The 18895-nt window shown below is 30.6% G+C and carries 20 protein-coding genes, 2 tRNA genes and 2 pseudogenes; 15 read left to right on the top strand and 9 right to left on the bottom strand.

Going from position 1 to position 18895, the window contains the following annotated elements:
- Positions 1-127: 127 nt before the first annotated feature.
- Together AJ886_RS00355 and AJ886_RS00350 are read right to left on the bottom strand one after the other, a co-directional pair.
- Positions 128-203: transfer RNA gene (locus tag AJ886_RS00355), tRNA-Met, on the bottom strand.
- A 34-nt stretch (positions 204-237) separates the two neighbouring features.
- A tRNA-Gln gene (locus AJ886_RS00350) sits at positions 238-312 on the bottom strand.
- 92 nt (positions 313-404) lie between these two features.
- On the opposite strand from AJ886_RS00350, the gene AJ886_RS00345 reads away from it, so the two are divergent.
- The 5 genes from AJ886_RS00345 to lpxD are packed head-to-tail and all read left to right on the top strand — an operon-like array spanning position 405 to position 5020.
- Positions 405-1424, top strand: coding sequence for a bifunctional 3,4-dihydroxy-2-butanone 4-phosphate synthase/GTP cyclohydrolase II (locus AJ886_RS00345; protein ID WP_070287001.1), 1020 nt, complete (start codon positions 405-407; stop codon positions 1422-1424).
- Positions 1425-1435: 11 nt separating this feature from the next.
- On the top strand, positions 1436-1879 hold the full coding sequence (locus AJ886_RS00340; protein ID WP_002852081.1) for a GatB/YqeY domain-containing protein: 444 nt from the start codon (positions 1436-1438) through the stop codon (positions 1877-1879).
- 17 nt (positions 1880-1896) lie between these two features.
- Positions 1897-3597 (top strand): acetolactate synthase large subunit, encoded by a 1701-nt coding sequence (locus tag AJ886_RS00335; protein ID WP_070287000.1) that lies wholly within the window; start codon positions 1897-1899, stop codon positions 3595-3597.
- The gene (gene ilvN, locus AJ886_RS00330; protein ID WP_002852211.1) at positions 3594-4058 is read left to right on the top strand and encodes an acetolactate synthase small subunit; all 465 of its coding nucleotides are present in this window, start codon (positions 3594-3596) and stop codon (positions 4056-4058) included. Before AJ886_RS00335 ends, ilvN begins: the two co-directional genes overlap by 4 nt.
- Positions 4055-5020, top strand: coding sequence for a UDP-3-O-(3-hydroxymyristoyl)glucosamine N-acyltransferase (gene lpxD, locus AJ886_RS00325; protein WP_070278477.1), 966 nt, complete (start codon positions 4055-4057; stop codon positions 5018-5020). The genes ilvN and lpxD overlap by 4 nt, the downstream gene beginning before the upstream one ends.
- Here lpxD and queA read toward each other — a convergent pair.
- The 4 genes and pseudogenes from queA to hemW form a co-directional block, all read right to left on the bottom strand.
- The gene (gene queA, locus AJ886_RS00320) at positions 5009-6037 is read right to left on the bottom strand and encodes a tRNA preQ1(34) S-adenosylmethionine ribosyltransferase-isomerase QueA (protein WP_070286999.1); all 1029 of its coding nucleotides are present in this window, start codon (positions 6035-6037) and stop codon (positions 5009-5011) included. The two genes, lpxD and queA, sit on opposite strands and share 12 nt — an antisense overlap.
- On the bottom strand, positions 6030-6767 hold the full coding sequence (tatC, locus tag AJ886_RS00315) for a twin-arginine translocase subunit TatC (RefSeq protein WP_002856930.1): 738 nt from the start codon (positions 6765-6767) through the stop codon (positions 6030-6032). The genes queA and tatC overlap by 8 nt, the downstream gene beginning before the upstream one ends.
- Positions 6760-7175 (bottom strand): annotated as a pseudogene (gene tatB, locus AJ886_RS00310) (Sec-independent protein translocase protein TatB). The gene tatC and the pseudogene tatB overlap by 8 nt, the downstream one beginning before the upstream one ends.
- A 58-nt stretch (positions 7176-7233) precedes the next feature.
- Positions 7234-8301 carry a radical SAM family heme chaperone HemW gene (gene hemW, locus AJ886_RS00305; protein ID WP_070286998.1) on the bottom strand — a complete coding sequence of 356 codons (1068 nt, stop codon included), beginning with the start codon at positions 8299-8301 and terminating at the stop codon, positions 7234-7236.
- Between the two features lie 101 nt (positions 8302-8402).
- Here hemW and AJ886_RS00300 point away from each other — a divergent pair, with 101 nt between their 5' ends.
- From AJ886_RS00300 to cmoA, 10 genes and pseudogenes are all read left to right on the top strand, one after another.
- Positions 8403-8873 carry an RNA pyrophosphohydrolase gene (locus AJ886_RS00300; RefSeq protein ID WP_044794063.1) on the top strand — a complete coding sequence of 157 codons (471 nt, stop codon included), beginning with the start codon at positions 8403-8405 and terminating at the stop codon, positions 8871-8873.
- A 1-nt stretch (position 8874) separates the two neighbouring features.
- A complete protein-coding gene (locus AJ886_RS00295; RefSeq protein ID WP_002880294.1) occupies positions 8875-10077 on the top strand; it encodes an aspartate kinase in 1203 nt (400 codons plus the stop codon).
- Positions 10078-10614, top strand: a complete 537-nt coding sequence (locus AJ886_RS00290) for a HobA family DNA replication regulator (RefSeq protein ID WP_002861289.1) — start codon at positions 10078-10080, stop codon at positions 10612-10614.
- A 5-nt stretch (positions 10615-10619) separates the two neighbouring features.
- Complete coding sequence (locus AJ886_RS00285) at positions 10620-11219, top strand: DNA polymerase III subunit delta' (protein WP_070286997.1); 600 nt, start codon at positions 10620-10622, stop codon at positions 11217-11219.
- 1 nt (position 11220) lies between these two features.
- Positions 11221-12363 carry a dihydropteroate synthase gene (folP, locus tag AJ886_RS00280; RefSeq protein WP_070274909.1) on the top strand — a complete coding sequence of 381 codons (1143 nt, stop codon included), beginning with the start codon at positions 11221-11223 and terminating at the stop codon, positions 12361-12363.
- Entirely contained in the window at positions 12364-14307 is a 1944-nt protein-coding gene (gene ligA, locus AJ886_RS00275) for an NAD-dependent DNA ligase LigA (RefSeq protein ID WP_070286996.1), read from the top strand. It begins immediately after the preceding gene.
- A complete protein-coding gene (locus AJ886_RS00270; RefSeq protein ID WP_079860704.1) occupies positions 14288-15292 on the top strand; it encodes a hypothetical protein in 1005 nt (334 codons plus the stop codon). The genes ligA and AJ886_RS00270 overlap by 20 nt, the downstream gene beginning before the upstream one ends.
- Positions 15289-16050, top strand: a complete 762-nt coding sequence (locus AJ886_RS00265) for a TlyA family RNA methyltransferase (protein WP_070286994.1) — start codon at positions 15289-15291, stop codon at positions 16048-16050. Before AJ886_RS00270 ends, AJ886_RS00265 begins: the two co-directional genes overlap by 4 nt.
- Positions 16016-16871: pseudogene (locus AJ886_RS00260) on the top strand (bifunctional riboflavin kinase/FAD synthetase). Before AJ886_RS00265 ends, AJ886_RS00260 begins: the two are co-directional and overlap by 35 nt.
- Positions 16858-17568, top strand: a complete 711-nt coding sequence (gene cmoA, locus AJ886_RS00255) for a carboxy-S-adenosyl-L-methionine synthase CmoA (protein ID WP_074469916.1) — start codon at positions 16858-16860, stop codon at positions 17566-17568. Before AJ886_RS00260 ends, cmoA begins: the two are co-directional and overlap by 14 nt.
- Here cmoA and AJ886_RS00250 read toward each other — a convergent pair.
- Genes AJ886_RS00250 through AJ886_RS00240 form a run of 3 tightly spaced genes read right to left on the bottom strand, consistent with a single transcriptional unit; the run spans position 17558 to position 18888 of the window.
- Positions 17558-17773: an EexN family lipoprotein gene (locus AJ886_RS00250; RefSeq protein WP_002871390.1), complete on the bottom strand. Its 216-nt coding sequence runs from the start codon at positions 17771-17773 to the stop codon at positions 17558-17560. The two genes, cmoA and AJ886_RS00250, sit on opposite strands and share 11 nt — an antisense overlap.
- Positions 17770-18198: an EexN family lipoprotein gene (locus tag AJ886_RS00245; RefSeq protein ID WP_070286992.1), complete on the bottom strand. Its 429-nt coding sequence runs from the start codon at positions 18196-18198 to the stop codon at positions 17770-17772. Before AJ886_RS00245 ends, AJ886_RS00250 begins: the two co-directional genes overlap by 4 nt.
- Positions 18199-18255: 57 nt before the next feature.
- Positions 18256-18888 carry a trimeric intracellular cation channel family protein gene (locus AJ886_RS00240; RefSeq protein ID WP_070286991.1) on the bottom strand — a complete coding sequence of 211 codons (633 nt, stop codon included), beginning with the start codon at positions 18886-18888 and terminating at the stop codon, positions 18256-18258.
- Between the last annotated feature and the right edge of the window lie 7 nt (positions 18889-18895).

Raw genomic sequence — 18895 nt, 5'->3', positions numbered from 1 at the left:
ACTCTTTTTAGATTACAATCATTCTTTTAAAGTATTTTAAAAACTCAGCTAAGATTAACAATACAATCATTTTAAATTATTTTAATACAATTAAAAAGAAGTGAAGAGGATTGAAGATTAATACATTTGGTTGCGAAGGGGAGATTTGAACTCCCGACCTTCGGGTTATGAGCCCGACGAGCTAACCACTGCTCTACTTCGCGGCATATAAGATACTTTGAAATATAAAATAAGAAGTGGATGGGGTAAAGGGATTCGAACCCCTGAATGACAGGACCAAAACCTGTTGCCTTGCCGCTTGGCGATACCCCAATAAATATTTTTTAAAAGTTTAATTATAGTGAATTTTAATTTATTTGTCAAGCAATTTAAGTTATAATTTTAAAAATTTTAAGGAAATAAAGGTGAAATTTGTTAGCGTAGAACAAGCGATTAAGGATTTGCAAGCAGGAAAAATGCTTGTTATGGTAGATGCAGAAGATAGAGAAAATGAAGGCGATTTAATCTTTCCTGCGCAATTTAGCACTCAAGAAAAAGTAAATTTCATGATAAAAGAAGCTCGTGGTGTGGTTTGTGTAGCTTTAGATGAAACTTTGGCAAAAAAATTTGAACTTCCTTTAATGGTGCCTAAAAATACTTCAAACCACGAAACTGCTTTTACCATAACCGTAGATGCAAAAGATGCTACAACGGGAGTTAGTGCTTATGAAAGAAATATGACTATACAAATTTTTGCTGATGATAATGCTAAAGCGAGTGATTTTGTAAGACCAGGACATATCAATCCTTTAATCGCAAAAAAAGGTGGGGTTTTAGAACGCACAGGTCATACAGAAGGCACGGTTGATCTTTGTAAATTAGCAGGATTAAAAGGTGCTTGTGTGATTTGTGAAATTGTAAAAGATAATGGAGATATGGCAAGAAGAGAAGATCTAGAATTTTTTTGCCAAAAGCATGATTTAAACATGATAGCCGTAAGCGATCTTATAGAATATCGCCTAAAACATGAAAGCCTTATTAAGCTTGAAGAAAAAAGTCAAAGTGTTTTAGCAGGCTTTAAAGCAGAAAAATTTATCTTTAGCGATCATAATCAAACCCAACACATAGCTTTTTGCTTTAATGATATCAAAAAATGTGAAAATGTAAAATTTCATATCAGTGGTAGTGATTTTGAGCTTTTAACTTCAGATAAATTTTCAAAACTTTTAGAGCAAATCAAATTTCTTAGTGAAAATGGTGGCGTTATAGTTTTCATGCAAGGAGAAAAATTCAGCACCACTCAATACAAAAACTATGGTATAGGAGCACAGATTTTAAGATATTTTGGTATAGAAGAAATTAAACTTTTATCTCAAAGTTGTGATAAAGACTATATAGGCTTAGAAGGTTTTGGTTTAAACCTTAAAGCTTGTAATTTTAACTAAAAAGGAAAAAAATGACTTTAAAAGAACAAATTTTAAACGATATCAAAGAGGCAATGAAGCAAAAAGATGATTTTAAAAGAGATAGTTTAAGAACTCTAAATGCAGCTTTTAAGCAAATAGAAGTGGATGAAAGAATAGAATTGGATAATGAAAGAATTTATAAAATCATTGCAAGTGAAATCAAAAAACGCAAAGACGCAATCGAACTTTATCTTAAGGCAAATCGTGAAGATTTAGCACAAAAAGAACAAAATGAAATAAGTCTTTTTGAAATTTATTTGCCTAAACAACTAAGTGATGAGGAGTTAACTCTAGCCTTAAAACAACTTATAGAAGAATTGGGCGTAAGTTCACTAAAAGAACAAGGTTTGGTGATGAAAGAAGCTAAAATAAAATTAGGTGCGAGTGTTGATGGCAAAAGACTTAATTTGGCACTTAAAGAGCTTTTACAATAATTTTTTGGAGTGTTATTATGAAAGAGTTAAGCGGTTCAGCAATGATTTGCGAGGCTTTAAAAGAAGAAAATGTTAAAATTGTTTTTGGCTATCCTGGAGGCGCTGCGCTTAATATTTATGATGAAATTTACAACCAAAAGTATTTTAAACATATTTTAGTGCGTCATGAACAAGCGGCTCTGCATGCTGCTGATGCTTACGCAAGAATGAGCGGAGAAGTGGGCGTAGCTATAGTTACAAGCGGACCAGGTTTTACAAATACTGTTACAGGTCTAGCTACGGCTTATAGTGATTCTATCCCTTTAATATTGATTTCAGGGCAGGTGGCAAATTCTCTTATTGGTACAGATGCTTTTCAAGAAATTGATGCAGTAGGTATTTCAAGACCTTGTGTAAAGCATAATTATTTAGTTACTTGCATAGAAGAGTTTCCACGCATTTTAAAAGAGGCTTTTTATATAGCAAGAAGTGGTAGACCTGGGCCTGTGCATATAGATGTGCCAAAAGATGTAAGTGCAACTTTGGGACTTTGGGAATATCCTAAAGAAATTTCTATGAAAACTTATAAGCCTGTTTATAAGGGCAACTCAAAGCAAATTAAAAAATTTGCAGAGCTTTTAAAAGAAGCAAAAAGACCTTTATTTTACTTGGGTGGAGGTTGTATCAGTTCTAATGCAAGCGAGCAAATCAGAGAGCTTGTAAAATTTACAAAAATTCCAGCAGTTGAAACCTTAATGGCGCTTGGAACTTTAAGAAGTGATGATGTTTTTAATCTTAAAATGGCAGGTATGCATGGAAGCTATGCCGCTAATATGGCTTTAAGTGAGTGTGATTTGCTCGTGAGTGTAGGAGCGAGATTTGATGATAGGATTACAGGAAAAACAAGTGAATTTGCCAAACATGCGACTATAGTTCATGTTGATATTGATCCTAGTTCTATTTCAAAGATTATCAATGCGCATTATCCTATAGTAGGAGATATTAAAGAAGTTCTTAAAGAGCTTTTAGAAGAGCTTAAAAAGGAAAATTTCAACACAACTTTTAAAGAATGGCACGAAACTTTAAAGCGTTATAATGAACTTTATCCACTTTCTTATGAAGATAGCAATGAAGTTTTAAAACCGCAATGGGTGATTGAAGAATGTGCGAAGATGGCTCCTGATGCAAGGATTATTACCGATGTGGGTCAGCATCAAATGTGGGTAGCACAGTTTTATCCTTTTAATTATCCAAGACAGCTTGCAACAAGTGGAGGGCAAGGAACTATGGGATATTCTTTGCCTGCTGCTTTGGGTGCAAAGCTTGCTGTGGATGAAGAAGTGGTGATTAATTTCGTAGGTGATGGATCGGTTTTAATGAATATCCAAGAGCTTATGACTGCTCGTGAGTATGGTATAAAAACTATAAATATTATTTTAAATAATGCCTTTTTAGGTATGGTAAGACAATGGCAAAGTATGTTTTATAAAGAGCATTTTTCACAAACAGATTTAAGCACTCAGCCTGATTTTATCAAAATTGCTCAAGGCTTTGGTTGCGAAGGTTATGAAATTTCAAGCAAAGAAGAATTCATTCAAGCTTTTAACCAAGCTTTAAAAAGTGATAAAACCTCTCTTTTAAATGTAAAAATTGATCGCTTTGAAGATGTTTTACCTATGGTGCCTGCAGGAAGTGCGATTTATAATATGATTTTACCAAAGGCAAAGGATAGACAATGAGAAGGGTTTTATCGGTAATTGTTTTAAATGAGCATGGGGTTTTATCTCGTATAGTAGGACTTTTTTCAGGAAGAGGTTATAATATTGACTCGCTCACAGTAGCACCTTTGGAAAATAAAGAATTTTCGCGTATTAATATAGTCACTTCAGGAAATGAAAGAACTTTTGAGCAGATAGTCAAACAACTTCATAAGCTTATTCCTACTTATAAAGTGATAGAAAGTGAAGAATTTATTGACAAAGAAATGGCTTTGGTGAAAATTCCTTTAAATGAAAATTTAGGTGGACTTGATGCCGTTTTGAAAGCTTATAATGGTACTATTGCAAATAGTAATGAGAATTTTTTGTTTTTAATGGTTGCTGATGATGCAAATCGCATTGATAATTTTTTAAAAACAATTAAAAAATACAATCCTAGTGATATAGTTCGCAGTGGATCTGTTTTGATGGAGATTAAATGAAATTAAGTGAAATAGCAGAATTTTTAAGCTTGGAGTATAAAGGTGAGGATATAGAAATCAGTGCTTTAAATTCTTTATTGAAAGCAAATTTTACAGAGCTTACTTATTGTGATGGTGAGAAAAATACCAAAGATATACCTCATACAGGAGCTGCTGCTATTTTAGTATCTAAAGAATATGAAAATTTAGTGCCTAAAGATACTAAAGCTTTGATTACTCAAAATCCACATTTGAATTTTGCTTTTTTAAGCAAGCTTTTTGCTAAGCCTTTGATAAGCACAGCTAAAGAAAAAGTGCAAAATATCGCAAAAAGCGCAAGAATTATGCCTAATGTCTATATAGGTGATAATGTCTATATAGGTGATAATGTAATCATTATGGCAGGAGCTTATATAGGCGATAATGTCAGCATTGGCGATGAGAGTATTATCCATCCTAATGTAGTGATTTATAATGACACTAAAATAGGTAAAAAATGTCATTTGCTTGCTAATTGTGTAATAGGAAGCGATGGTTTTGGTTATGCGCACAATAAAAACGGCGAACATTATAAAATTTATCATAATGGCAATGTGATTTTAGAAGATTTTGTAGAAGTGGGGGCTTGTACAACTATAGATAGAGCAGTTTTTGATAGTACTATTATCAAAGCAGGCACTAAGGTAGACAATCTAGTTCAAATCGGACATAATTGCAATATAGGTCAAAATTGTATCATTGTAGCACAAACTGGAATTTCAGGTTCAAGTGAGTTAGGACGCAATGTTATTATGGGTGGTCAAAGTGCAACGAGTGGACATTTAAAAATAGGCGATTTTAGTACTATAGCTGCAAGAGGCGGTGTGAGTAAAAATTTAGAAGGCGGGCGCGTTTATGGTGGTTTTCCTATCATGCTTCAAAAAGATTGGCTAAAACTTCAAGCTAAAATAGCAATAAATTTTAAAGAAAAATCACAAGATTAGCATCGCATCGCCATAAGAGTAAAAGCGATATTTTTCTTTTATGGCAAGTTCATAAAGTTTTAAACACTGTTCTCTACCGATAAAAGCTGAAACTAGCATGATAAGAGTAGATTTTGGTAAATGAAAATTGGTCAAAAGATGATTTTGTCTTATAGGTGGATTTTGCGGGTGTAAAAAAAGATCACAAAAACCATTTTTTGTTTTAGTTCTTGCGTAATATTCTATAGTTCTTGTTACCGTTGTTCCTACGCCTAAAATAGCTTGTTTTGAATCTATAATTTCACATGCTTGCTGCGGAATATTAAAAAATTCGCTATGCATTTTATGCTCTTGTATATTTTCACATTCCACGCTTTTAAAGGTTCCAGCTCCTACATGTAAGGTTAAATGATAAATTTCGTGTTTTTTTCTTAAATTTTCAAGCATAGTCTCACTAAAATGCAAACTTGCAGTTGGAGCAGCTACCGCGCCTAAATTTTTTGCAAAGATACTTTGATAATCTTTCAAATCACTTTTTTCATCCTCCCTTTTAATATAAGGAGGCAAGGGTATATGTCCTATCTTGTCAAGCAGGTTGTAAAGATTTGAGGTGTCTAAGGTTTTATCATTTTGAAAAAATTGAACTTTTCGAAGACCATCATCTAAAAGTTCTACAACGTGCGCTTTTAAATCCTCTCTAAAATATAAGATTTCATCTTTTTTAACACGCCCTTTAATTTGAGCTAGAAAAAGTGGATTGTGAGAATTTAAAAAAGGTTGATGCAAGAAAAGCTCTATTTTTCCTCCGCTTGCTTTATTGCCATAAATTCTTGCTTTAATAACTTTAGTATCATTGAAAAAAATCGCGCAGTTGGGTAAAAAGTCTTGTAAATTTTTAAAAGTAGTGTGAAAAATTTCTTTGTTTTTGCGATCAAAAACCAAAAGCCTAGCATTTTCTTTTGGATTTGCAGGATAGTTAGCTATGAGTTCATTAGCTAGAGTGTAATCATAGCTTGAAAGAAGTAAGTCTTTATTCATCACTTTCTTTATCTTTTGGGGCAGGATTTACCTTTTGAACAATTAAAATAGAAAGTCCATAAAGTCCGCAAAGTGGTCCTGCCATTAAAAATTGAGATAAAACATCAGGTGGAGTCATAAAGGCTGAAAAAACAAAAATAACTAAAACAGCTATGCGAAAATGGCGTTTTAAAAAACTATCATCTATAAGCCCGATTTTAGCAAAGAAAAAGGCAATTACAGGCATTTCAAAAGCTAAACCAAAAGCCACAACAACTTTTGTAAAAAAATCTACATAAGTTCCTATGGTAATCACAGGATTAAAATCTTCATTTAAACCAAAATTAATCAAAAATTTAAAAGCCAAAGGCACTACAACAAAATAGCAAAAACAAGCCCCTAAGGCGAACATAATGCTTGCAAAGCTAACAAAAGGCACCACAAGGCGTTTTTCATTATCATAAAGTCCTGGAGCTACAAATTTCCAAAATTGCCAAAAAATTACAGGTAAAGAAAAGATAAAGGCTGCAAAAAAACTAACTTTCATTGCAGTAAATAAGGCTTCTTGTACTTCAATTACATTCACATGTTTGGCTACTTCGGGCAAAACAGCTATAAGTGGAGCTTTTAGAATATCTAAGATATAGCTTCGTAGAGCAAAACATACAATAAACATAACTACAATGCAAGCAACGCTTATAAAAAGGCGTTTTCTAAGTTCTATTAAATGAGGTCTTAATTCTTCAAACATTTATTTTTCCGTTTTATCTTGTGTTTCTAATTTGCTAAGATTTGGTTTTTCTTCTGTATTTAAATTTTGTCCGCTAAGGTTATTTTTTGTGTTATCATCTCTGCTATCAAAGGTTAAATCTACCTTTGTTTTATCTAAAATATCTCTTTTAAGGTCATCAAATTCTTCAAAACTGAGTTTTTTGCGTATGTTTTCATTAGTGCTTGAAAATTCATCTTTGTATTTCTTAGCTTCTTCTTTTAAGTCATTGATGCGTATTTCTTTTTCTATGCTTGATTTTGCATCATCTATGTTGCGTTTTACAGCTTTTAGAATTTTTGCTATTTGTACTATAGCTTCTGGAAGTTTATCAGGCCCTAAGACTAAAATCGCTACAACTAAAATAACTATAATTTCACCAAAACTCATTAATCGTTACTCTTTGATTTGATATTTTAAATAAATATTTTACTTAAAAAACTTAAATTTAAGATGAGAGATATAAAGCAAGCTCATCGCTAATGAGAAAATTAGGATTAAAATATCTTTTATTTTTGTAAAAAAGTTTTTTTTCTTTTAATAATATATTTATTTTGTCTTTTTGCCATTGATTGAGTTTTGTTTCATCAATCCCTACTATACTTCTAAGTCCTAAAAATAGGTGTTCTAAATTCAAGTCTTTAAAACTTAGCTGCTCTATAGATCTAAAAGTGGGATTTTCTATGTAATTTTTTAAATTTTTTGCTGTATAAAAACGCTTGTTTTCATAAAATCCTACCGCACTTAATCCACAAGCTAGGTAGTTTTTTCCTTGCCAATAAGCAAGATTATGTTTGCAAATTTGGGCTTTGGTTTTTGAAAAATTACTGATTTCATATTGAAAAAAGTCAAGCTCTAGGAGTTGTTTGATGAAAAATTTCATTAAATTAAGAGCATTTTTTTTAAAGTGTTCTTTTTTGGCAAAGGCTGTGTTTGATTCTATGGTTAAATTATAAGCACTAAGGTGTGTGATTAAAGCCTTGATTTGTTTTAAGTATAAGAGTTCAAATTCAAGCATTTTTTTATTGTCTAATTTTGTATCATAAATAAGATCTAAATTGATATTTTTAAAACCTACTTTATTTGCGTTTTCTAATGCTTTGATAATCATTTCTTGATTATGAATTCTTCCAAGAAAGTGAAGTTTTTTAGGATGAAAACTTTGAGCTCCAAAAGAAATGCGATTAACTCCTAGATTTTTCATATTTTTAAGCCAATTTAATGCTGCTGAGTTGGGATTAGCTTCGCATGAAATTTCTACATTTTTATCTAGTAAAGGATATAAAATTTTAAAAATATCTTCATAATTATACGCATCAACACAACTTGGTGTTCCTCCGCCTATGAATAAGGTTTTAATTTGATTTGATTGAATGTTAAATTGTTTTAATTGAAAAACAATATCTTCTTTTAAAGCCTTAAAATAGGCTTTTTCATAATCATTTTTTTTCAAACTTGTAAAAGCACAATAATTACATTTGCTTTCACAAAATGGAATATGGATATAAAAATGCATAAAAACCCTAAAATATTTTATTAAATTTTTTTAATGTATTTTAATAAAAATTTGATTTGATTTAGGTTAAAATTATTTCCTTTAAATTAAGGAAAAATATTGTGGAAAACGAGAAAAATTATAGACCAAATGTTGCAGCTGTTATTTTGTCAAGTTCTTATCCTTTTGAGTGTAAGATTTTTATAGCTAGAAGAAGTGATATGGATAATATTTGGCAATTTCCACAAGGAGGTATTGATAAAGGTGAAAGTGTCAAAAACGCTTTATTTAGAGAACTAAAAGAAGAAATAGGCACCGATGAGGTTGAAATCATTGCTGAGTATCCAGAATGGTTGAGTTATGATTTTCCGAGTAAAATTGTTAAAAAAATGTATCCTTATGATGGACAGATTCAAAAATATTTTTTAGTGCGTTTAAAGCACAGTGCTACAATCAATATCAATACCAAGCATCCTGAATTTGATGATTATCAATTTGTGAGTGTTAAACAAATTTTTGAAATGATTAATCATTTCAAAAAAAATATTTATGTTAAAGTGATCAAATATTTTGAAGAGAAAGGTTATATCTAAAATGCTTATAGTTCAAAAATATGGTGGAACAAGCGTTGGAACACTTGAGCGTATCGAAGCAGTAGCCAATAGGGTTATTCAGAGTGCGCAACAGGGTAATCAACTTGTTGTTGTAGTATCTGCAATGAGTGGGGTGACAAATACTCTTATCGAGCAAGCTGAATATTTTAGTAAAACTCCTAATGGCAAAGATATGGATATGCTTTTAAGTAGCGGAGAGCGTGTAACAAGCGCTTTACTTTCTATTGCTTTAAATGAAAAGGGTTATCCTGCTATATCATTTTCTGGGAGAAAAGCAGGAATTATTACAGATAGTGTTTTTACAAAGGCAAGAATTCATCATATTGATACAAAAGCGATAAAATCAGAACTTCAAAATGGTAAAATAGTCGTTATAGCGGGTTTTCAAGGTGTAGATGAGGAAGGTAATGTAACTACTTTAGGGCGTGGCGGAAGCGATTTAAGTGCTGTGGCAGTAGCAGGTGCCTTAAATGCGGATTTGTGTGAAATTTATACCGATGTTGATGGGGTCTATACAACAGATCCAAGAATTGAACCAAAGGCAAAGAAATTGGATAAAATTTCTTATGAAGAAATGCTTGAACTTGCAAGTTTGGGTGCAAAAGTTTTGCAAAATCGTTCTGTAGAGCTTGCAAAAAAATTAAATGTTAACTTAGTAACCAGAAGTAGTTTTAACAATAACGAAGGAACAATGATAACAAAGGAAGATGGAATGGAACAAGCTTTAGTAAGTGGTATTGCTTTAGATAAAAATCAAGCAAGAGTGACTTTAAGAAATGTAGAAGATAAACCTGGAATCGCAGCTGAAATTTTTTCTGTTTTAGCAAATGAAAATATTAATGTAGATATGATTATACAAAATGTTGGAGTTGATGGTGCTACAAATTTAGGTTTTACAGTTCCTCAAAATGAACTTGAATTAGTCAAAAATGCTATGCAAAAAATTTTAAGTCCAAAAACAACCATAGAAAGCGATAGCGCTGTGGTAAAAGTTTCCATAGTGGGTGTAGGTATGAAGTCGCATTCAGGGGTGGCAAGCAAGGCTTTTAAAGCTTTAGCTGATGAGGGTATTAATATCGGTATGATTTCTACTAGTGAAATAAAAATTTCGATGATAGTTCATGAAAAATACGGAGAACTTGCAGTTAGAGCACTACATGAGTGCTATGGGCTTGATAAATAAATGAGTGATTTTTTAAGCTTTACTCTTGAAAATATTCGCAATGGCGGAGCTTTTATGGCATGGTTGGAGTCGCGTCGTTTAGAATGGGCTCCTTTGATGGCTGCAAGACTTAAATATCTTTTAGAGGGACGCACTTTTGTCTTAATGTGTGATGAACAAAGATCTTGGTATGAAGAGTATTTTTTAAAAAATATAAATTCAAAAGCCGCTCGTCCCATGCTTCCTTTTGTGTCGTTAAATTCTTTATGTAAAAAGAAAGTGCAAAGTTCAGAGGATATAGCTTTGCTTAACGACTTGCTTGACATTTCTTTTCCTAATGGTTATGTGTATTTTTATATAGGAAGTGCTTCTGATAATAAATCTTTAATCGCTAAATCAAGAGATGATAGTTTATTGTGGCTTTTTGATGAGCAGTTGCAAGATAGTTTTTATTTAAATTCTAAAGATAAAGACTTGGATATCAAGCTTATTAGTTTATATCAACTTTTTGATGTAAGTTTGGATGCAATATTATTTTCCAAGGTGCAATTAGGATAAATATTTTGTTTATTAGTAAGATTATTATCAGTGAAGATTTTTTAGGTATTAAAGAAGAAATGATTAATAATTTTGGTATTAAAAAATTAAGATTTTTTATGCCACAAAATGAATTTTTACTCGATGATGCAAGAGCAGTTGAAAAAGAAAGCTATATCGCAGAAACTGAAGAAAAAATTATTGTTTTAATGGCGGATTCTTATAGGGTAGAAGCACAAAATTTTTTACTTAAACTTCTTGAAGAACCTCCAAAAAATATTAAATTTCTTATCGTGGTACCTTCTAAAAATTTACTTTTGCCCACTATAAAATCACGTCTTATTTGTGAAAAAAGAAAAGTTGAAAAGGAGGTTAAAAAACTTGATTTGGATCTTAAAAGAATGGATTTAAGAATGCTTTTTGATTTTTTGCAAAAAAATGAAAATTTGGATAAAAATGAACTTATGGATCAAATCGCATTGCTTGCTAAAGAATGTGTGAAATATAAAGATTTTAACGCTGAAGAATTAGAGTTTTTTTATGAAAGTTATGAGCTTGCAAAATTAAATTCTAAAAGCGGGGTACTTTTGGCTACTCTTTTATTAAATTACTATACAAAGAAATAAAATGAAATTTTTTAAAATCAATCCAAATACCGATTTTAATTTACTTTGTTCTTTCATAAACCCTCATAAAATGGGGCAAAAGATTATGAGTAAAAAAACAAAAATTCATTTTATTTTTATCAAAGATATTTCTACTCCTGCAGCAAATATTTTAAAACAAGATGCCTTAAGAGTAGGAGCTGAGCTCATCACCCATAAAGAAATAATTACCGCAAAAATCACTCATTCAAATGCACTTTTAATGGCAAGTAAAGAACAAATTCAAAAACTTATTGCTAAAGAAAAACTTCAAGATTTTGGACTTAAAAATTTGGCTCTTTTTTTGCAAAAAGATTTTTTAAAACCAAAAAAAGCTGAGCTTATGGCAGTGATTAATGTCAATGAAGACAGTTTTAATGCAAAAAGTCGTGTGAGTGAAGAAGACTTTGAAAAAAGGCTTAATGATTTTCTTGCTTTAAAGCCTGAGTATATCGATATAGGTGCGGTTAGTTCGAGACCTGGGAGTGAGTATTGTGGCAAGGAAGAGGAATTTAAAAGACTAAAAAAAATACTTGACTTAATTTATGAGAAAAATTATCATGAAAAAGCGATTTTTAGTTTAGATAGTTTTGATGAATATTGCCTAGAATATGCTTTAAATAAGGGTTTTAAACTTATAAATGATATTACAAGTTTAAGAAATCTTAATCTGGCTAAACTTGCAAGTAAATATGAGGCAAAATATTGCTTAATGCACATGCAAAACAATCCGAATAACATGCAAGATAATCCTTTTTATGAAGATTTGCTCGATGAGATGACTTTGTTTTTTAAAGAAAAACTTGAACTTTTAGAAAGTTTTGGAGTAAAAGAAAGTATTTTAGATGTAGGTATTGGTTTTGGAAAGAGTGCGGAGCATAATATGATTTTAATCAAACACTTAGAGCATTTTTTGCAATTTAATAAACCTTTACTTATAGGTGCGAGTCGCAAAAGTGTGATTAATGCGTATTTTCAAAGCGAGATTAAAGATCGTTTAGCAGGAACTTTGTATTTGCATTTAAAGGCTTTTGAAAATGGTGCTAGTATTATAAGAGTGCATGATTTATACGAGCACAAACAACTTTTTGCTTTAGCACAAGCAATGGACAATATAGGAGTTTAGATGAAAAAAGAAGAGTATTTAGAAAAAGTTGCTTTAGCAAATTTGTGGATGAGGGCATATTATGAAAAAGATGAACCCTTGGCTAGCGATGAAGAATACGATGCTTTAATCAGAGAATTAAGAGTTTTTGAAGAACAAAACAAAGATGAAATTTCAAAAGACTCTCCAACGCAAAAAATAGCTCCTACTATACAAAGCGAGTTTAAAAAAATAGCTCATTTAAAGCGTATGTGGTCGATGGAAGATGTGTTTGATGAGAGTGAGCTTAGGGCTTGGGCAAAACGCACAAAATGTGAAAAAAACTTTTTTATAGAGCCTAAATTTGACGGAGCGAGTTTAAATTTACTTTATGAAAATGGTAAATTAGTAAGCGGTGCCACTAGGGGTGATGGCGAAGTGGGCGAGGATATAACGCTTAATGTTTTTGAGATAGAAAATATACCTAAAAATATAGCCTATAAAGAAAGGATAGAAATTCGTGGAGAAGTGGTGATTTTAAAAGATGATTTTGAGAAAATCAATGAAAAAAGAGCCTTTTCAAATCAAAGTTTATTTGCTAATCCACGCAATGCTGCAAGCGGAAGTTTAAGGCAGCTTGATACAAGCATCACTAAAGAAAGAAATTTGAAATTTTATCCTTGGGGGGTAGGGGAAAATACCTTAAATTTCACCAAACACAGCGAGGTGATGCAATTTATCAGAGAGCTTGGTTTTTTAAAAGATGATTTTGTAAGACTTTGTGTTAATTTAGACGAGGTTTTAAAGGCTTATAATGAGCTTTTAGCTTTAAGAGAAAAAAAGCCTATGATGATGGATGGAATGGTGGTAAGAGTTGATGATCTTGCACTTTGTGAAGAATTAGGCTATACGGTAAAATTTCCAAAATTTATGGCAGCTTTTAAATTTCCTGCACTTGAAAAAACCACGCGTTTAATAGGGGTAAATTTACAAGTTGGGAGAAGCGGGGTGATCACTCCTGTGGCGGTTTTAGAACCTGTAAATTTAGATGGGGTTGTAGTAAAATCAGCCACGCTTCATAATTTTGATGAGATTGCAAGACTTGATGTTAAAATCAATGATTTTGTAAGCGTGATAAGAAGTGGTGATGTTATTCCTAAGATCACTAAGGTTTTTAAAGAGCGTAGAGAAGGTTTAGAGATGGAAATTTCACGCCCTAAGCTTTGTCCTACTTGTCAAAGTGAGCTTTTTGATGAAGGAACTTTAATAAAATGTCAAAATATAGATTGTGAAGATAGACTTGTAAATTCTATCATTCATTTTGTTTCTAAAAAATGTCTTAATATCGACGGACTTGGAGAAAATATAGTAGAACTTTTATACAAGCATAAAAAAATCACTACGCTCGAGAGTATTTTTCATTTAAAATTTAGTGATTTTGAAGGCTTAGAAGGCTTTAAAGAAAAGAAAATTAACAATCTTTTAAATGCCATAGAGCAAGCAAGAGAATGTGAGCTTTTTCGTTTTATTACGGCTTTAGGGATAGAGCATATTGGCGAGGTTGCGGCTAAAAAATTAAGCTTAAGTTTTGGCGCACAATGGCACAAGCAAAGCTTTGAAGCTTATGCCAATTTAGAAGGTTTTGGAGAGCAAATGGCTTTAAGTCTTTGTGAATTTACACGTGTTAATCATACAAGAATTGATGAGTTTTACAAGCTTTTAAATTTGAAAATAGAAAAACTTGAAATCAAAAGCGATGGTGTGATTTTTGGTAAAACTTTTGTGATTACAGGCACTCTTTCACGTCCAAGAGATGAGTTTAAGGCTTTGATAGAAAAACTTGGGGGTAAGGTAAGTGGTTCGGTTTCTAAAAAGACTGACTATGTGCTTTTTGGAGAAGAGGCAGGTTCTAAGCTTAGCAAGGCTAAAGAGCTTGAAGTAAAATGTATAGATGAAAGTGCTTTTAATGAGCTTGTTAAAGAATAGTTCTTATATTTTAACGCTTTTAAGCCTTTTTGGCTTTTTGCTAACTTGGCAAAGGAGTACTTTTTCTTTGTTTTTTTTAATTCCTATTTTTTTAACACTTTTTTGGGAATTCTTTTTATTTTTAAAGCTTAGAAAAAATATTATAAAAGAAGCTACTTTGATTAAGGGAAGTTTGTTTTATCGTGTTAGTATGGGGGATTTTTATCTTTATATTTTTAGTTTTTTCTTGGCGATTTTTGGACTTATTTCTTTATTTTTAAATTTTTTAAATCTTGAAAAAATTGATTTTGTTTTTATATTTATAATTTTGCCTTTATTGATGATATTTTTAAAAAAAGAATTACATTTGCAATTTGTAGATAATGCTTATAATGACTTTAGAATAGTTGTTATCGCTAGTTTTTTTACTGCTTTATTTTATGCATTTTATGGGCTTTTTTTTACTTACAATGAAATTTTAAATTTAGAACTTTTTTCTAGGAAAATCATTGCTTATAAGAGTGCTTCTTTTGTTTATTTTGATTTTTTATCTGAATTATTGTATTTTGTTTCAAATTTAAAATTTTTTATTTTTTCTTATTTTGGATATTTGGGATTTAGGGTTTTAAATTTTATTTTTGATTTTTTTAATTTTTTTATGTTTTGCTCTCTTTTGGCTTTTGTTTTTAATTTTGTTTTGAAAATAAAGATAAAAATAATTGTTTTATTTTTGTGTTTTATCATGGTTTTAGCAAGTTATTTTTTAAAAGAGCAAAGAAATAATGCCTTAAAATCTGAACAAGAACAAATACTTTTATGGATGAATAATTTTAATTTTTTAAAAGATCATAATTTAAGTTTAATTCAAAAAGAAAAAGATCTTTTTGAAAAAGATCTTAAAGATCTTAGAGAAATTTTTAAAAAAAATGCTTTTGAAATAGGCATTTGGTGGTTTTCTAAAGAAAAAGAAGACTTGGAAAAAAGAATAAATGAGAGTTTAAAATGAGATTTGATTTTTTTGTTTCAAAGCGTTTAAATATCAGTAGAAATAAAGCTTTAGAGCTTATAGAAAATGAAGAGGTTTTGCTTAATGGTAAAAGTTTTAAAGCTTCTTTTGATGTGAAAAATTTTTTAGAAAATTTAAAAAAAACGCAAGATTTAAATCCTGAAGATATACTTTTAGCCAATGAGTTAAAATTGGATCTTTTAAGTGAAATTTATGTTTCAAGAGCAGCTTTGAAATTAAAAAATTTTTTAGAAGAAAATGATATTGAAATAAAACATAAAAATTGTCTTGATATAGGATCTAGTACGGGTGGTTTTGTACAAATTTTACTTGAAAATCAGGCTTTAAAAATCGCTGCTCTTGATGTGGGTAGTAATCAACTCCATCCAAGTTTAAGAGCAAATGAAAAAATTATATTGCATGAAAATACAGATCTTAGAGCCTTTAAAAGTGAAGAAAAATTTGAGTTTATTACTTGTGATGTGAGTTTTATTTCTCTTATTAATTTACTTTATTATATTGATAATTTAGCTTTAAAGGAAATTATTTTACTTTTTAAACCTCAGTTTGAAGTGGGAAAAAATATCAAAAGAGATAAAAAAGGTGTTTTAAAAGATGGCAAGGCAATCTTAAAGGCAAGAATGGATTTTGAAAAAGCATGTGCTAAGTTAGGTTGGCTTTTAAAAAATACGCAAAAATCAAGTATTAAAGGAAAGGAAGGTAATGTTGAATATTTTTACTACTATATCAAAAATTAATATTACTTCTTTAGCTATAGGTTGTTTTGATGGTATACATTTAGGGCATCTAAAACTTGTAAAATGTTTAGATGAGAATGGGGCTTTGTTGGTTATTAATAAATTTAAAGGTCAATTTCTTTGTTCAAATCGTCAAAAAGAAGAAATTTCAGGAAAAAAAGTTATAGAAGTGGATTTTGAAAGTATAAAATCTTTAGATGGTAAAGATTTTTTAAGCTTTTTGAAAAAAGAATTTGTCAATTTGAAATTTATAGTAGTGGGATATGATTTTTCTTTCGGAAAAAATAGGGCTTATAGTGCTAAAGATATCGAGTCTTTAAGTGGGATAAAAACTATAATAGTTGATGAATTTAGCATAGGTGGAATAGGTGTTCATGCAAGTTTAATTAAGGATTTTTTATCAAAAGCAAATTTACAAAAAGCAAAAGAATTTTTAGGAAGAGATTATAGTATCAAAGGAAAGTTGATTAAAGGACAAGGTTTGGGTTCTAAAGAACTTTTTGCGACTATAAATTTAGATTGCGAAGGCTATTTTTTGCCTCAAAATGGTGTTTATGCTACTTTATTAAAAAGTCAAAGAAAAATTTATAAAAGTGTGAGTTTTTTAGGTGTAAGATCAAGCGATGAAAATTTTGCCATAGAAAGTCACATTTTAGAAGAATTGGGTGAAAATTTCACACAAGGGGAGTTTTTCGAACTTGAGTTTATATCTTTTCTAAGAGAGAATCAAAAATTTCAAGATTTAAAAAAACTTAAAAATCAAATTGCCAAAGACATAGAACAAGCTAAAAAAATATTGAAGGAAAAATGATGAAAGATGAACTTTTTAAACAAAGCCCTAGAAAACAATTTGAATTTGATAAAAGTGTGGCTAGTGTTTTTGATGATATGATTAATCGTTCTGTGCCATTTTATAGAGAAAATTTAGAACTTTGTGCTAATTTATTGGCTAAAATTTTACTTGCAAATGCAAGTGTTTGTGATTTGGGCTGTTCAAGTGCTAATTTTTTGATTTTTTTAGCAAATCTAAGAAAGGATTTTAAACTTTTTGGCGTGGATAATTCTGCTTCTATGCTTGAAGTTGCAAAGTCAAAAACTAAAGCTTATGGACTTGATATAAGTTTTTTTGAAGCTAATTTATGCGAATTTGATTTTTTTACTTGCGATGTTTTTGTGGCAAATTATACCATGCAGTTTATTCGCCCTCCTAAAAGACAGGAATTGCTTGATAAAATTTATAAAAATTTAAACCCTAAAGGCATTTTGATTATGAGTGAAAAAATCCTTTATGAAGATGCTTTTTTGTCTAAAAATATCATAGAGCTTTATGCAGACTACAAAGAAAAACAAGGCTATTCTAAATTTGAAATCGCAGCTAAAAGAGAGGCTTTAGAAAATGTTTTAATTCCTTATAGTCAAAAAGAAAATTTAAATATGCTAGAAAAGGCAGGTTTTAAAAAAATAGAAAGTATTTTTAAATGGGCAAATTTTGAAACTTTCATAGCTTTTAAGGATTAGAAATATTTTCATCTTCCCATTCATCTTTTGGAAAACCTACCTTATATGCATTAACACAATCTTGACTGATGATAGCTTTGTGTCTGCATTCTAAACTTCTTTTTTTTGCTTCTTCAGGGTGATTTTGATAATATTCTACACTTTTGGTTTGTTCGCATGCTGCAAAAAATATACCAATAAGGCTTAAAAAAATAGTTGTTTTCATGGTAACTTTTCCTGTGTTATGTTAATATCATCACTAAAGATAGAACTTTGATTGTCATCCTTTGTTTTAGAAGGATAAATTTCAGAAGGTGTTTCTGCTATAGGTGGTATTATAATACTTTCATTATTTTCTGAACTTTGGTTAATATCTTTTGTGGTTAAATCATTTTGTTTTAAAGCTTCTAATATCTGATTATCAGATTTTTTTGGTGTGTTTGGACTGTATTTACTCTCTTCATTTGTTGGTTTAACACCAACTTTTAATGCATTAATACAATCTTCGCTAAGAGTTCCGCTTTCTTTGCATTCTTTCGCTTTTTCTTTTGCTTCACTAGGATGATTTTTGTAGTAATTTTCTGTTTTGCTATCGCAAGCTGTTATATTAATAACTATTAAAATCGTAAGTAAAATACTTAGTCTTTGCATTTATCAATCTCCTAAAATTTCTAATATCTTAGCAAACTTGCATAAAGCAACGATAAATTATTTTTCTTCATTGTAAGAAAAAATAGGTAAAGACCATTGATATTTGATAGCTAAAAGCCTTGCAAAAACTCCTATAAAAAGAGTTAAAAGTGTGCAAACTAAGGCATTAAGTTCGAACCAAACTATAAGTGAATAGTAGATTGCTCCTGCAATTATGGCAATTCCTGCATAAATTTCTTTTTGAAACACCAAGGGGATTCTCATACATAAAATATCTCTTAAAATTCCACCAAAAACACCGGTAATTACAGCAGCAGCAACGGCTATGATAAAGCCATGGTTTTGATCTATGGCTATTTGAGCTCCAAGTATGCTAAAAACAACAAGTCCTATAGCATCAAGAGTTAGAAATAAAGCCTCAAGCTTGGTTACTACGCGTGGAATTTTTGTAGCTACAAGGGCGCAAAAACAGATTAAAATAATATATTCAGGATGTTTAACCCAAGTTAAAGGATAATGTCCTAAAAGCACATCTCGTATGCTTCCACCTCCAATTGCTGTTACGAGAGCAATAAAAATAACTCCAAAAAGATCCATTTTATGGCGTCCTGCAGCTAAAGCCCCTGTCATTCCTTCTGCGGAAATACCTATGATATAAAGAGTGGTTATTGTAAGAGCATTTATCTCCATAATTTAT

The sequence above is a fragment of the Campylobacter sp. BCW_6465 genome (assembly GCF_001762815.1).
Lineage (GTDB): Bacteria > Campylobacterota > Campylobacteria > Campylobacterales > Campylobacteraceae > Campylobacter_D > Campylobacter_D jejuni.
This window is presented reverse-complemented; position numbering and strand designations above follow the sequence as displayed.